The following is a 13504-nucleotide window of genomic DNA, read 5'->3' as shown; positions in this document are numbered from 1 at the left end:
CACACCCAATGGCCTTCCGCGAACCCGTCGATCTCGATGCCCTCAACGTTGCGGCGCGCGACACCCTGATCGCGCACCTGGGGATCGTCTTCACCGAGGCCGGGCCGGACTGGCTGCGCGCGACCATGCCGGTCGATGCGCGCACGCTGCAGCCGTACGGGCTGCTGCACGGCGGCGCCTCGGTGGTGCTGGCCGAGACCCTGGGCAGCAGCGCCGGCAACCTGTGCGTGGCGCCGGACCGGATCTGCGTGGGCCTGGAGATCAACGCCAACCACCTGCGCGCCGCGCGTGCCGGCACGGTCACCGGCACCGCGCGGCCGCTGCACGTGGGCCGCGCCACCCAGGTCTGGGAGATCCGCATCGAGGATGCGGCCGCCAAGCCGGTGTGCGTGTCGCGGCTGACCCTGGCGGTGATCGCCCGCACCTAGGACGTGCGGTCGCTCCGAGCAGGTTCGCGCCACGCTTGCGCAGGCACGGGCAGGAAAGAGGGAGGAAGTGGGACCTGCGCATGCCCAGCGATGACGCGACCCTGGACAACACGCAAACGTAGCCCGGCGAGTCGGCCTGGCAGGTTGTCAGGCTCACCACGCGCTTGAGCCGATACCAGGCGGCGCTGCGCCACGCAGCCCGCTCGCGGCCAACGCCGCCCAGCGCGACCTGCTCCGCGCGATGCAGCGACGACCTGCCCCGGACGGCCCGTTAACCCGCCCTCAGCCGCAACCGTCTTCATGCTGACACAATAGGGTGCTTCCTCCCCGGCTTCCGGTACCCTTTCCCGAATGAGCGAGTTCTCCCCACCCGCCACGCGCCAACACGGTGGGGCGCTGCGCTGGGTCCGTTACGGCTACCGTGTGCCGCTGCTGGCGCTGCATGTGTTCGTGTCGCTGCCGTTCCTGCTGGTGTGCATGGCGCTGTCGCCCAGCCGCGCCGGCGGCGAGTCGTTCGGCGACCACGTGGTGCGCTGGTGGTCGACCTGGCTGGTGCGCATCTTCGGCCTGCGCGTGCGCCGCGTCGGCACGCCGCTGCCCAACCCGGTGCTGTTCGTGGCCAACCACGTCAGCTGGATCGACATCACCCTGCTGCACAGCCAGCGCATGATGGGGTTCGTCGCCAAGCGCGAGATCGCCGGCTGGCCGCTGGTCGGCTGGCTGGCCGCGCGCGGGCAGACCATCTTCCACCAGCGCGGCAGCACCGAGTCGCTCGGCGGCGTGCTGCAGGTGATGGTGGAGCGGCTGCGCACCGGGCGCTCGGTCGGGGTGTTCCCGGAAGGGCGCACCCGCGGCGGGCACGAGGTCGGCCCGTTCCATGCGCGGATCTTCCAGGCGGCGGTGCAGGCGGAAGTGGCGGTGCAGCCGGTGGCGCTGCGCTACGGCACCGGCGGCTCGGCGCAGACGGTCGTCGCGTTCGGTCCGCACGAGAGCTTCTTCGCCAACTTCCTGCGCCTGCTCGGCGAGCCGGGCCGCGTGGCCGAGGTGCATTTCCTGGAGCCGATCCGGCTGCAGGACGTGGAAGGGCGCCGGCGCATCGCCGAGATCTCGCGCGCGCGCATCATCGCCGCGATGGCGCAACGCTGAATCATGGAACACTGCGGCCCGAGCGATTTGACCGATTGCTCCAATCGCCCGGCGCAAGCTCGCTGCCGATGATGAATGCCGCCGACTACCTCCCCCCGCGTTGGCTGCGCAACCCGCACCTGCAATCGGTGCTGGGCTCCAGCGCGCTGCGCGTGCGCCGCGGCGAACAATTGCTGGCCGCCAGCGGCGCGACCACCACCTCGCACATCCTCGACGGCGGCGACGGCGTGCGCCTGCAGGGCTGGCTGAGCGTGCCGGCCGGCGTGGAGCCGCGCGGCACCGTGCTGCTGCTGCACGGCTGGGAAGGCAGCGCCGACTCCAGCTACATGCGCCTGACCGCCGCGCAGCTGCTGGCGCGCGGTTACCAGGTGTTCCGGCTGAACTTCCGCGACCACGGCGGCACCCACCACCTCAACGTCGACCTGTTCCATTCCGACCGCCTGGACGAAGTGGTCAATGCCGCCGGCGACCTGTGGCGGCGCTTCCCGGCGCCGACGCTGCTGGCCGCCGGCTATTCGCTGGGCGGCAATTTCGCGCTGCGCCTGGCGCTGCGCGCGCCGGCCGCCGGCCTGCCGCTGCAGCGCGTGGCGGCGGTGTGCCCGCTGCTGGACCCGGCCAAGACCATGCAGCGGATCGAGAACGGCCCGCAGTTCTACGACTGGTACTTCCGCCGCAAGTGGCGCGAATCGCTGCTGCGCAAGCGCGAACTGTTCCCCGAGCGGCACGGCTACGACGACGCCACGCTGGCGCTGGACATGCGCGAGCTGATGGGCTGGCTGGCGCAGCGCCACGCCGGCTTCGCCAGCCTCGACGCCTACTTCGACAGCTATTCGATCGCCGGCGAACGCCTGCAGGGCCTGCGCGTGCCGGCCGACATCCTGATGGCCGAGGACGACCCGGTGATCCCGCTGGACGATTTCCGCAGCTGGCGCCTGCCGCCGCCGGCGCGGCTGGAGATCGCGCGCTGGGGCGGGCATTGCGGCTTCATCGAGAACGCGCGCGGCGACGGGTTCGCCGAACGCTGGGTGGCCGAGCGCCTGATCGACGGCCTGCCCGCCTGATCCTGGCGCGGGCAGGCCCGGGTGGTCCCGCTACAATGCCGGTTTGCCCCGAGCCGGACCCTCATGCAAGAGCAAATTCTCGACGCCCTGCGCCGCCAGGCCAACGCCGACGCGTTGCGCATCGCCCAGGCCTGGGTGGCCGACGCCGCCAGCGACGCGCAGGCGCACCGCTGGCTGGCGCTGGCGCAGCAGCAGAACGGCGCCACCGCCGCCGCGCTGGCCAGCATCGACCAGGCCATCGCGCTGGCGCCGGAAGAGGCCGGCCTGCACCTGCTGCGCGCCGGCATGCTGCTCAGCGCCAACGACCTGGCCCAGGCCGAGGACGCGCTGGCGCGCACGGCCGCGCTGGATCCCAACCAGTTCCTGGCCTACGTGATGCGCGCCCACCTGGCGCTGGGCCGCGGCGACCTGGACGAAGTGGAGCGGCTCAGCCGCACCGCCGCGCGGCTGGACCCGGAGCATCCGCAGTTGCTGGGCCTGGACGGCATGCTGGCGCTGCGCCGCGGCGACGCCGATCGCGCGCTGGCGCTGCTGTCGCGCGCGAGCAAGGCGCTGCCCGACGATCCGCGGCTGCTGTACGCGCTGGGCTTCGCCTACCTGGAAAAGCAGCACCTGGCCTTCGCCGAGACCGCGTTCCGCCGCGTCGCCGCGCTGACCAGCGGCACCAGTGCGCTGATGGCGCTGGTCGCACAGCTGGCGCACCGCCAGGGCCGTCTCGACGATGCGATCGCGGCGCTGGATGCGGTGCTGGCCGACCCGGTCAGCGACACCGCCGGCATGCGCCGGCTGGCCGGCGAATACGCGCTGCAGGCCGGGCGCCCGGCCGACGCGCTGGAGCACCTGCGGCGCGCGCTGGGCGCCGCGCCGGCCGACCGCCGCACCCTGCACGCGGCGCTGATCGCCTGGCAGCGGCTGGGCGCGGTCGACGATGCCCGCGCCACCCTGGAGGCGGCGCTGGCCACCACCACCGACGCGCACGAACTGTGGCTGGCGCGGCTGGCGCTGGAGCCGGTCGGCGGCGCCGAGGCGCGCGCGCTGATCGCGCGCTGGCAGGCGGCGATGCCGACCCATGTGCCGGCCCTGGAAGCGCAACTGCGGGTGCACGACATGGCCGGCGAAAGCGAGCAGGCCGAAGCGGTGGCGCAGCGCATCGTGGCGATGGAACCGGGCCGCATCAGCGGCGAGCAGCGCCTGGTCGAGGCGCTGCTGGAGCGCGGCGAGCACGACGCGGCGATCGGCCACGTGCGCGGCCTGATGCTGCGCCTGCCCGAGAACGAGCAGAGCCGGGTCCAGCCGTGGCTGGCGGCGGTGCAGGACGCCGCCGGGCGCCCGGCCGAAGCGCTGGCGACCTGGCTGGCGTTCCAGCAGGTGCAGCTGCCGCACCTGCTGCCGCTGCCGCCGCTGGGCCAGGCCCCGGCGCAATGGCCGGCGCTGGCCGAGGTCGATCCGCAGCTGCGCGCCCGCCCGCTGTTCGTCTGGGGCGCGCCGGGCAGCGGCGTGGAGCGGCTGATCGCGGTGATGGGCGCGGCCAGCCAGGTGCTGCGCAGCGACCGCTTCGGCGCGCAGCCGCCGACCGATGGCTTCCAGCGCTACCGCACCATCCCGCAGCTCGACAGCGGCGAACTCGACGGCGCGGCGCTGATCGCCGAGTGGCGCGCGCAGCTGCCGGCGCGCGGCATCGACGACGGCAACATCGTCGACTGGCTGCTGTGGTGGGACAACGCGCTGCTGCGCGCGCTGCGCCCGCAGCTGCCGGAAGGGCGACTGCTGATCGCGCTGCGCGATCCGCGCGACATGCTGCTGGACTGGCTGGCCAACGGCGCGCCGACGCCGCTGGGACTGGCCTCGCCGGAGACCGGCGCGCAGTGGCTGGCGTCGGTGCTGACCCAGGTCGCCGAACTGCACGAGCAGGACCTGTATCCGCACCGGCTGCTGCGCCTGGACGGGATCGAGGCCGATCCGGCGGCGGTGGCGGCGGCGCTGGAGCAGGCCTTCGGCATCCCGTTCCCGAGCGTGCCCACGCTCGGCCCGCCGCGCCTGCCGGCCGGCCACTGGCGCGCCTACGCCGCGCCGCTGGCGCCCGCGTTCGCGCTGCTCACCCCGGTCGCGGTGCGCCTTGGGTACGCTGAAAGCTGATTCCCCCACTGGAGTTTTTCGCATGCGCCTTCGCAGTGACAGCATCCAGCCCGGCCAGCCGATCGCCGCGACCTACGCGATGGGCCAGGCCGACGGCTTCGCCGCCAATCGCAACCCGCACCTGGCGTGGGACGAGGTCCCGCCAGGCACCGCCTCGTTCGCGCTGCTGTGCATCGATCCGGACGTGCCGACCGTGGCCGAGATGGTCGGCCGCGACGACGTGCAGATCCCGGTCGAGCAGCCACGCACCAATTTCGTGCATTGGGCTGCGGTTGAGATTCCGGCCGAGGTCCGCGAGATCGCCGAAGGCAGCGCCAGCGACGGCATCGTCGCCCAGGGCAAGCGGCAACCGCCCGGCCTGCCCGGCGCGCGGCAGGGCCTGAACAGCTACACCGACTGGTTCGCCGGCCATGCCGAGATGGGTGGGGACTACTACGGTTACGACGGCCCTTACCCGCCGGCCAACGACCTGCGCATGCACCGCTACTTCTTCCGCCTGTTCGCGCTGGACGTGGCCACGCTGGACCTGCCGCCGCGCTTCACCGCCGGCGACGCGCTGCGCGCGATGCAAGGCCATGTGCTGGCCGAGGCCAGCCTCTACGGCACGTACAGCCTGAATCCCAAGCTTTAAGCCCCTCTCCCCTCGGGAGAGGGGTTGGGGTGAGGGTCCGGCGCGAAGCGTCTCGTGGAGTTTGAGTGCACGAGGCTGCGCCCGAACCCTCATCCGGCGCTGCGCGCCACCTTCCCCCGAAAAGGGGGCCATGGTCCCACTGGGAGAAGGAGCTACCTAGCCCCTCTCCCCTCGGGAGAGGGGTTGGGGTGAGGGTCCGGCGCGAAGCGTCTCGTGGAGTTGGGTGCGCGAGGCTGTGCCCGTACCCTCATCCGGCGCTGCGCGCCACCTTCTCCCGAAAAGGGGGCCATGGTCCCGGTGGGAGAAGGAACAGCCTAGCCCCTCTCCCGTCGGGAGAGGGGTTGGGGTGAGGGTCGGCGTGAAGCGTCTCGCTGATCTGGGTGCACGAGGCTGCGCCCATACCCTCATCCGGCCCTGCGGGCCACCTTCTCCCGATGGGAGAAGGGGACACCCCTCAAGCTGCCGGCAACCACAGCAGCAGCGCCGCGCCCAGCACGATGCGGTACACCGCGAAGGCGGTGAAACGGTGCGACTTGATGTAGCCCAGCAGCCACTTCACCACGACGAAGCCGGTCGCCACCGCGGCGGCGAAGGCGATGGCCACGTCGCCCCAGTCCTCGCTGCCGATCGCGCCGTCCTTGTACAGCTCCAGGAACGAATAGCCGCTGGCCGCGAACATGGTCGGGATGCCGACCAGGAACGCGAAGTCGGCCGCGGCCGAGCGCTTGCTCAGGCCCAGCAGCATCGCCAGGAAGATCGTCGCGGCCGAGCGCGAGGTGCCGGGGAACACGCCGGCCAGCACCTGCGCCAGGCCCACCGCGATGGCCACCTTCCAGGTCACCAGTTCGCGCTCGGGCATGCGTGCGGCGAAATGCTCGGCCACCAGCATCCAAACGCCGCCGATCACCAGCGCCCAGGCCACCGGCTGCACGGTTTCCGGCAGCTGCCAGCCGGCCTTGCGCACCGCCAGGCCGACCACCGCGGTGACCAGGAACGCGGTGCCCAGCTTGAGCACGTAGTCGCGGTTGGCACGGTCGCCGAGCCCGGTGGCCAGCGTCCACAGCCGCTGCCGGAACACCAGGGTCGTGGCCAGGATCGCGCCGGCCTGGATCACGATGTTGAAGAAGTCGGAACGGCGGCCCAGCCATTGCTCGGCGATCAGCAGGTGGCCGGTGCTGGAGATCGGCAGGAACTCGGTCAGGCCTTCGATGATGCCCAGCAGCAGGGCGGAGAACATGTCGCTCATGGGGGAAGTTCGGCTCGTGGGGGAGGGGAGCCGGGCAAGGATAGAGCATTGATTGATGCACCATTTAAGTGCGTCAAACAGTCAATGCACACATTTGGTGCGCGATCACCGCCCTGTTGGCGTGCGCCCTTCACCAAAATCAAGGACTTGTGAATCCGTCACAGTTGGCACGGCGATTGCTGTCACTGGGCCAAGTCATTCACCAACCCGAGGTTTCATCGATGTCTGCGGAAAATATTGAGAAGCTGGTCAAGGACAACAAGGTCGAGTTCGTCGACCTGCGGTTCGTCGATATGCGCGGCGTGCAGCAGCACGTGACCTTCCCCGTGAGCATCATCGAGCCGGCGCTGTTCGAAGAAGGCAAGATGTTCGACGGCAGCTCGATCTCGGGTTGGAAGGGCATCAACGAGTCGGACATGGTCCTGCTGCCCGACGCCGACACCGCATTCATCGATCCGTTCATGGCCGATCCGACCCTGGTCCTGACCTGCGACATCCTCGACCCGGCCACCATGCAGAGCTACGACCGCGACCCGCGCGGCGTGGCCAAGCGCGCCGAGGCCTACCTGAAGTCCAGCGGCATCGCCGACCAGGCGTTCTTCGGCCCGGAGCCGGAATTCTTCATCTTCGACGGCGTGCGTTTCGGCAACGAGATGGGCCACACCTTCTTCAAGATCGATTCGGAAGAAGCGGCCTGGAGCAGCGGCAGCAAGATCGAAGGCGGCAACAGCGGCTACCGTCCGGCGGTCAAGGGCGGCTACTTCCCGGTGCCGCCGACCGACTCGCTGCAGGACCTGCGCGCGGAAATGTGCAAGACCCTGGAGCAGGTCGGCATCGAGGTCGAGGTGCACCACCACGAGGTGGCCACCGCCGGCCAGTGCGAGATCGGCACCAAGTTCAACTCGCTGGTGAAGAAGGCCGACGAGCTGATGATGATGAAGTACATCATCAAGAACGTGGCCTACCGCAACGGCAAGACCGCGACCTTCATGCCCAAGCCGATCGTCGGCGACAACGGCTCGGGCATGCACGTGCACCAGTCGCTGGCCAAGGGCGGCACCAATCTGTTCTCCGGCGACGGCTACGGCGGCCTGTCGCAGATGGCGCTGTGGTACATCGGCGGCATCTTCAAGCACGCCAAGGCGATCAACGCCTTCACCAACTCCGGCACCAACAGCTACAAGCGCCTGGTCCCGGGCTTCGAGGCGCCGGTGATGCTGGCCTACTCGGCGCGCAACCGCTCGGCCTCGTGCCGCATTCCGTGGGTGTCCAACCCGAAGGCGCGCCGCATCGAGATCCGCTTCCCGGATCCGCTGCAGTCCGGCTACCTGACCTTCGCCGCGCTGATGATGGCCGGCCTGGACGGCATCAAGAACCAGATCGACCCGGGCGCGCCCAGCGACAAGGACCTGTACGACCTGCCGCCGGAAGAAGAGAAGCAGATCCCGCAGGTGTGCTCCAGCCTCGACCAGGCGCTGGAAGCGCTCGACGCCGACCGCGAGTTCCTCAAGGCCGGCGGCGTGTTCAGCGACGACTTCATCGACGGCTACATCGCGCTGAAGATGCAGGAAGTGACCAAGTTCCGCGCCGCAACGCACCCGCTGGAATACCAGCTGTACTACGCCAACTGAGTTCCACGCGCGGCGATGGCGAAGGTTACCCCTCCCTCCTTCGTCATCGCCGCCACCTACTCGGCTGGGGAGCCGTGCCGGTGGTCCGCGCCAGAAGCAGTCGCAACAGCCGGTTTTCCGGGGGATGCACCACGAAAGACAGCGCTTGCGTGCCGTGGGCCACGCTCCCTCCCACGTCGCCGTTGCCGTCGCACTCTCGTGCGCCGCGCCACGGCGTGATCCGCGGGACGCACCGCGCAGCAGGACGGCGCCGTTCGCGGCGCCGATGACATGCAAACCGCCGGCCGGGGTTCGGCAGCCGGCTCCTTCCACCAACGGGGTATGCGCATGAAACTGATCACCGCCATCATCCGGCCGTTCAAGCTCGACGAGGTCCGCGAGGCCTTGTCGCAGGCGGGCGTGTCCGGCATCACCGTCACCGAGGTCAAGGGCTTCGGTCGGCAGAAGGGACACACCGAGCTGTATCGCGGTGCCGAGTACGTCGTCGACTTCCTGCCCAAGATCAAGATCGAGACCGTGGTGACCGACGAGCGCCTGGAGGCCGTGGTCGAGGCGATCCAGACCGCCGCCGGGACCGGCAAGATCGGCGACGGCAAGATCTTCGTCACCGCGATCGAACAGGTCATCCGGATCCGCACCGGCGAGATCGGCGCAGATGCGCTCTAACCCCACCCTGGAGCCGTTCATGAAGACAGGTCTTTTCTCCGGGTGGAAGGCCCGGTTCTACGCGGTATGCATGCTGATGCTGTTCAGCGCGATGGCCATCGGCGTGCCGGGCACGGCCTTCGCCCAGGCCGAAGTGACGCCGGTGCCGACGCCGGACGTGGTCACCGAACAACTGACGCCGCCGGCGCCGCCGGCCGCCGCGGCCGCGCCTGCCGAAGCGGCGCCGACCGTGGACAAGGGCGACGTGGCCTGGATGCTGACCTCCACGCTGCTGGTGCTGCTGATGGTGGTGCCGGGCCTGGCGCTGTTCTACGGCGGCATGGTGCGCGCCAAGAACGTGCTGTCGGTGCTGATCCAGGTCGCGGTGGTGTTCTCGCTGATCGCGGTGCTGTGGGTGGTCTACGGCTACAGCCTGGCGTTCTCCGGCGAAGGCCCGTGGATCGGCAACCTCGACAAGGCGCTGCTGAAGGGCGTGACGATCGAAACGCTTGCGGCCACCTTCACCAAGGGTGTGAGCCTGCCGGAGTACGTGTTCGTCGTCTTCCAGCTGACCTTCGCCGGCATCACCGGCGCGCTGATCGTCGGCGCCTTCGCCGAGCGGGTGAAGTTCGGCGCGGTGCTGCTGTTCTCGGTGATCTGGTTCACCTTCGGCTACCTGCCGCTGGCGCACATGGTCTGGGCCACCGGCGGCTACCTGTTCGACAAGGGCGCGCTGGACTTCGCCGGCGGCACGGTGGTGCACATCAACGCCGGTATCGCCGGCCTGGTCGGCGCCTACTTCGTCGGCAAGCGCACCGGCTTCGGCCGCGAGGCGATCAAGCCGCACAACGTGACCCTGACCTTCGTCGGCGCCTCGCTGCTGTGGGTGGGCTGGTTCGGCTTCAACGCCGGCTCCAACCTGGAAGCCAACGCCGGCGCGGCGCTGGCCTTCCTCAACACGCTGCTGGCCACCGCCGCGGCGATCCTGGGCTGGTCGCTGACCGAGAAGATCATCAAGGGCAAGTCCTCGGCGCTGGGCGTGGCCTCGGGCATGGTCGCCGGCCTGGTCGGCATCACCCCGGCCTGCGGCACCGTCGGCCCGTTCGGCGCGATCGCCATCGGCCTGGCCGCTGGCGTGCTGTGCGTGTGGGGCGTCACCGGCCTCAAGCGCCTGCTCGGCGCCGACGACAGCCTGGACGTGTTCGGCGTGCATGGCCTGGGCGGCATCATCGGCGCGATCCTGACCGGCGTGTTCTCCGCCGCCTCGCTGGGCGGCCAGAAGGGCGGCGACTACAGCATCGGCCATCAGGTGCTGATCCAGGCCGAAGGCGTGCTGATCACCCTGGTGTGGATCGGCGTGGTGTCGGTGGTCGGCTTCCTGGTCGCCAAGCTGGTGTTCGGCCTGCGCGTGCCGGAAGAAGCCGAGCGCGAGGGTCTGGACATCACCTCGCACGGCGAGTCCGCGTACGAGTCCTGAGCAAGACCGGCCCGCGACCACGCGTCGCGGGCCGCTGCGGCAATCCGCCTGCGACCGGTCGCGACCGGTCCTGGCGGCCAGAGGCCATCGCCGGCGCTCCATGGGGCGGAACGACGGCAGTTCTTCCAGCGATCGAGGTATTCCGCGTGGCCGCTAGCCTCGCCAGACCCCCACTCATTTCTTTCCCCGTTGCCCGCGGCGCCACGTGCCCGCCTGCAGCGACGGCAGCGACAGGCACCGCCTCGGCGGCGGCCCGCGTCGCCGGCCGGTTCCAGCCGGTGCCCCGGACTGCCAGGCGTTCAGCGCCTTCCGGCCGCCTTTGCACTACATTGGTGCAATGTCCATGACCGCGCCTCCACCTCCGATCGACGTGCTCGGCACCCCGGTGGTCTGGGCAGACGCCGACGGCCGCCTGCTCGGCGCCAATCCGGCCTTCGCGCGCTGGCTCGGGGTCAGCGTGCGGCGCCTGCTCGACCAGCCGCTGGCCTCGCTGGAAGTGCAGGGCGACGCGCTGGCGCGGTTCCTGCGCAACGACGAGCGCGACGTGCTGCGCCTGCACCGCATGGCGCTGGCCATTCCCGGCGAGACCCCGCGCTTCGCCGAAGGCTGGCTGGCGCGGATGGACGACGGCGGTTGGCTGCTGGAAGCGCACCCGGTCGACGAATTCCCCACCCTGGACCCGGCCCAGGCGCTGCCCAATGCGCTGGGCGCGGCGCTCAAGGGCCTGGCCCACGAATTGCGCAATCCGCTGGCCGGGCTCAAGGGCGCCGCGCAGCTGCTGGCGCGGCGCGCGCAGCACCGCGACGAGGACGAACGCGAGCTGATCGAGCTGATCGGCGCGGAGATCGAGCGTCTCAACAGCCTGCTCGACCAGCTGCTGTCGCCGGCGCCGGCACGGCCGCACGCCATGCTCAACATTCACGCGGTGCTGGAACGGGTGCTGCGCCTGGCCGAGAACGAGGGCGGCTGGTCGGTGCGCCTGCAGCGCGACTACGACCCCAGCATCCCCGAATTCCTCGGCGACGCCGACCGCCTGACCCAGGCGGTGTGGAACCTGGTCCGCAACGCGATCCAGGCCGGTGCCGCGCAGGTCACCCTGCGCACCCGCGTCGAGCACGCCCAGCGCATCCGCGACCGCGTGCATGCGCGCGGCGTGCGCCTGGAGATCGTCGACGACGGCCGCGGCGTGCCCGAAGAACTGGCCGAGCACCTGTTCCTGCCGCTGGTCAGCGGCCGCGCCGAAGGCAGCGGCCTGGGCCTGGCGCTGGCGCAGCAGGTGGCGCGCGAGCACGCCGGTTCGCTGACCTTCCGCTCCCGCCCCGGGCATACCGTCTTCACCCTGCTGCTGCCGCAGGCCGCAGCGGACCCCGAATAGGAGCAGTCCGATGACCGAATCCCTGGAAGGATCGCAACGCATCTGGGTGGTCGACGACGACCGCTCGGTCCGCTTCGTGCTGTCCACCGCGTTGCGCGACGCCGGCTACAGCGTGGACGGCTTCGACAGTGCCGCCTCGGCGCTGCAGGCGCTGGCGCAGCGGCCGCTGCCGGACCTGCTGTTCACCGACGTGCGCATGCCCGGCGACGACGGCCTGGTGCTGCTGGACAAGCTCAAGGCCGCGCACCCGCAGCTGCCGGTGATCGTGATGTCGGCCTATACCGACGTGGCCAGCACCGCCGGCGCGTTCCGCGGCGGCGCGCACGAGTTCCTGTCCAAGCCGTTCGACCTGGACGACGCGGTGGCGCTGGCCGCGCGCGCGTTGCCGGAGGCCGGCGGCGTGGCCGAGGCCGCGCTGCCGGTCCCCAGCCAGGGCAGCGCCGAACTGATCGGCGACACCCCGGCGATGCGCGCGCTGTTCCGCGCCATCGGCCGCCTGGCGCAGGCGCCGCTGTCGGTGCTGATCAACGGCGAGACCGGCACCGGCAAGGAACTGGTCGCGCACGCGCTGCACACCGAGTCGCCGCGCGCGCGCAAACCGTTCGTCGCGCTCAACACAGCGGCGATCCCAGCCGAATTGCTGGAAAGCGAACTGTTCGGCCACGAGGCCGGCGCCTTCACCGGCGCGCAGCGGCGCCATATCGGCCGCTTCGAACAGGCCGACGGCGGCACCCTGTTTCTGGACGAGATCGGCGACATGCCGCTGCCGCTGCAGACCCGGCTGCTGCGCGTGCTGGCCGAGAACGAATTCTTCCGCGTCGGCGGCCGCGAGTTGATCCGGGTCGACGTGCGGGTGATCGCCGCCACCCACCAGGACCTGGAAGCGCTGGTCGAACAGGGCCGTTTCCGCGCCGACCTGCTGCACCGGCTGGACGTGGTGCGGCTGCAGCTGCCGCCGCTGCGCGAACGCCGCGCCGACGTGCCGCAGCTGGCCGAGAACTTCCTGGCGATGGCCGCGCGCAAGCTCGACACCCCGCCCAAGCGGCTGTCGCCGGCGGCGCTGGACGCACTGCGCGGCTACGCCTGGCCGGGCAACGTGCGCGAGCTGGAGAACGTGTGCTGGCGGCTGGCCGCGCTGGCGCCGGCCGAGGTCATCGACGCGCACGACGTGGACAGCGCCCTGCTGCGCGGCAGCCGCCGCGAGCGCAGCGGCGAGGGCGGGGAATGGGACGTGCAGTTGTCGGCCTGGGCACAGCAGCGCCTGGCCGACGGCGCCGAAGGCCTGCACGCCGAAGCGCGCGACCGCTTCGACAAGGCACTGCTGGAAGTGGCCCTGCGCTTCACCCAGGGCCGCCGCGCCGAAGCCGCCGCGCGCCTGGGCGTGGGCCGCAACACGGTGACGCGCAAGCTCGGGCCGGGGCGGCGGCGGCGCTGAGCCGGGGCGGGACTCGGGACGCGGGACTGGGGACTCGGAAGGCGAGATGCTCGCTCCGATCGGGCCATACACCTGCAGCGGCCACCGCCACGCGCTGCAGATCCTGCGTTCTGTGACCGGAAAAGCGCAATGCCCGGCTGTGATCACTCCGTAGGCCTGTAAGCCGACAATTGCCACGTTTTGCTGTTTCCGAGTTCCGCGCAGGCCCAGGCCGGCGTCGATGCTGAGCTGCGTCCGGCTGGGGCTGTCGGGGGTCTTGCCCTGCGCGCGCGCCTGCACCGAGCACGCCAGGT

General features: G+C 70.8%; 11 protein-coding genes. 10 read left to right on the top strand and 1 reads right to left on the bottom strand.

What is annotated here, in order from left to right:
* Nucleotides 1–8 precede the first annotated feature (8 nt).
* The 5 genes from NUG20_RS20890 to NUG20_RS20870 all read left to right on the top strand — a co-directional run bounded on the left by NUG20_RS20890 (nucleotide 9) and on the right by NUG20_RS20870 (nucleotide 5402).
* Nucleotides 9–428 carry a hotdog fold thioesterase gene (locus NUG20_RS20890; RefSeq protein WP_263396284.1) on the top strand — a complete coding sequence of 140 codons (420 nt, stop codon included), beginning with the start codon at nucleotides 9–11 and terminating at the stop codon, nucleotides 426–428.
* 351 nt (nucleotides 429–779) lie between these two features.
* Nucleotides 780–1574, top strand: coding sequence for a lysophospholipid acyltransferase family protein (locus NUG20_RS20885; RefSeq protein WP_263396283.1), 795 nt, complete (start codon nucleotides 780–782; stop codon nucleotides 1572–1574).
* A gap of 71 nt (nucleotides 1575–1645) precedes the next feature.
* Nucleotides 1646–2635 carry a YheT family hydrolase gene (locus NUG20_RS20880; RefSeq protein WP_263398562.1) on the top strand — a complete coding sequence of 330 codons (990 nt, stop codon included), beginning with the start codon at nucleotides 1646–1648 and terminating at the stop codon, nucleotides 2633–2635.
* A gap of 63 nt (nucleotides 2636–2698) precedes the next feature.
* Nucleotides 2699–4771: a tetratricopeptide repeat protein gene (locus NUG20_RS20875; RefSeq protein WP_263396282.1), complete on the top strand. Its 2073-nt coding sequence runs from the start codon at nucleotides 2699–2701 to the stop codon at nucleotides 4769–4771.
* Between the two features lie 22 nt (nucleotides 4772–4793).
* Nucleotides 4794–5402: a YbhB/YbcL family Raf kinase inhibitor-like protein gene (locus NUG20_RS20870; RefSeq protein ID WP_263396281.1), complete on the top strand. Its 609-nt coding sequence runs from the start codon at nucleotides 4794–4796 to the stop codon at nucleotides 5400–5402.
* Between the two features lie 454 nt (nucleotides 5403–5856).
* On the opposite strand, the gene NUG20_RS20865 is transcribed toward NUG20_RS20870, so the two are convergent.
* A complete protein-coding gene (locus NUG20_RS20865; protein WP_263396280.1) occupies nucleotides 5857–6648 on the bottom strand; it encodes an undecaprenyl-diphosphate phosphatase in 792 nt (263 codons plus the stop codon).
* A 221-nt stretch (nucleotides 6649–6869) separates the two neighbouring features.
* Here NUG20_RS20865 and glnA point away from each other — a divergent pair, with 221 nt between their 5' ends.
* The 5 genes from glnA to ntrC all read left to right on the top strand — a co-directional run bounded on the left by glnA (nucleotide 6870) and on the right by ntrC (nucleotide 13211).
* Nucleotides 6870–8279 carry a type I glutamate--ammonia ligase gene (gene glnA / locus NUG20_RS20860; protein WP_263396279.1) on the top strand — a complete coding sequence of 470 codons (1410 nt, stop codon included), beginning with the start codon at nucleotides 6870–6872 and terminating at the stop codon, nucleotides 8277–8279.
* A gap of 327 nt (nucleotides 8280–8606) precedes the next feature.
* Nucleotides 8607–8945, top strand: a complete 339-nt coding sequence (locus NUG20_RS20855) for a P-II family nitrogen regulator (RefSeq protein ID WP_039009092.1) — start codon at nucleotides 8607–8609, stop codon at nucleotides 8943–8945.
* A gap of 19 nt (nucleotides 8946–8964) precedes the next feature.
* Nucleotides 8965–10401, top strand: a complete 1437-nt coding sequence (locus NUG20_RS20850) for an ammonium transporter (protein ID WP_263396278.1) — start codon at nucleotides 8965–8967, stop codon at nucleotides 10399–10401.
* Nucleotides 10402–10744: 343 nt separating this feature from the next.
* Nucleotides 10745–11776 (top strand): two-component system sensor histidine kinase NtrB, encoded by a 1032-nt coding sequence (locus NUG20_RS20845; RefSeq protein ID WP_263396277.1) that lies wholly within the window; start codon nucleotides 10745–10747, stop codon nucleotides 11774–11776.
* Between the two features lie 10 nt (nucleotides 11777–11786).
* Nucleotides 11787–13211 carry a nitrogen regulation protein NR(I) gene (gene ntrC, locus NUG20_RS20840; RefSeq protein ID WP_263396276.1) on the top strand — a complete coding sequence of 475 codons (1425 nt, stop codon included), beginning with the start codon at nucleotides 11787–11789 and terminating at the stop codon, nucleotides 13209–13211.
* Nucleotides 13212–13504: the final 293 nt, after the last annotated feature.

Origin of the sequence: Xanthomonas sp. CFBP 8443, from assembly GCF_025666195.1 — a bacterium.
In the GTDB taxonomy this organism is placed as follows: domain Bacteria; phylum Pseudomonadota; class Gammaproteobacteria; order Xanthomonadales; family Xanthomonadaceae; genus Xanthomonas_A.
Note: the sequence above shows the minus strand (reverse complement) of the source record. Positions and strands in the feature narration are given on the sequence as shown.

Excerpts from the sequence above, each read along its gene's own strand:
- NUG20_RS20890 (WP_263396284.1), top strand. The coding sequence starts at position 9 with ATGGCCTTCCGCGAACCCGTCGATCTCGATGCCCTCAACGTTGCGGCG.
- NUG20_RS20885 (WP_263396283.1), top strand. The coding sequence starts at position 780 with ATGAGCGAGTTCTCCCCACCCGCCACGCGCCAACACGGTGGGGCGCTG.
- NUG20_RS20880 (WP_263398562.1), top strand. The coding sequence starts at position 1,646 with ATGAATGCCGCCGACTACCTCCCCCCGCGTTGGCTGCGCAACCCGCAC.
- NUG20_RS20875 (WP_263396282.1), top strand. The coding sequence starts at position 2,699 with ATGCAAGAGCAAATTCTCGACGCCCTGCGCCGCCAGGCCAACGCCGAC.
- NUG20_RS20870 (WP_263396281.1), top strand. The coding sequence starts at position 4,794 with ATGCGCCTTCGCAGTGACAGCATCCAGCCCGGCCAGCCGATCGCCGCG.
- NUG20_RS20865 (WP_263396280.1), bottom strand. The coding sequence starts at position 6,648 with ATGAGCGACATGTTCTCCGCCCTGCTGCTGGGCATCATCGAAGGCCTG.
- glnA (WP_263396279.1), top strand. The coding sequence starts at position 6,870 with ATGTCTGCGGAAAATATTGAGAAGCTGGTCAAGGACAACAAGGTCGAG.
- NUG20_RS20855 (WP_039009092.1), top strand. The coding sequence starts at position 8,607 with ATGAAACTGATCACCGCCATCATCCGGCCGTTCAAGCTCGACGAGGTC.
- NUG20_RS20850 (WP_263396278.1), top strand. The coding sequence starts at position 8,965 with ATGAAGACAGGTCTTTTCTCCGGGTGGAAGGCCCGGTTCTACGCGGTA.
- NUG20_RS20845 (WP_263396277.1), top strand. The coding sequence starts at position 10,745 with ATGACCGCGCCTCCACCTCCGATCGACGTGCTCGGCACCCCGGTGGTC.
- ntrC (WP_263396276.1), top strand. The coding sequence starts at position 11,787 with ATGACCGAATCCCTGGAAGGATCGCAACGCATCTGGGTGGTCGACGAC.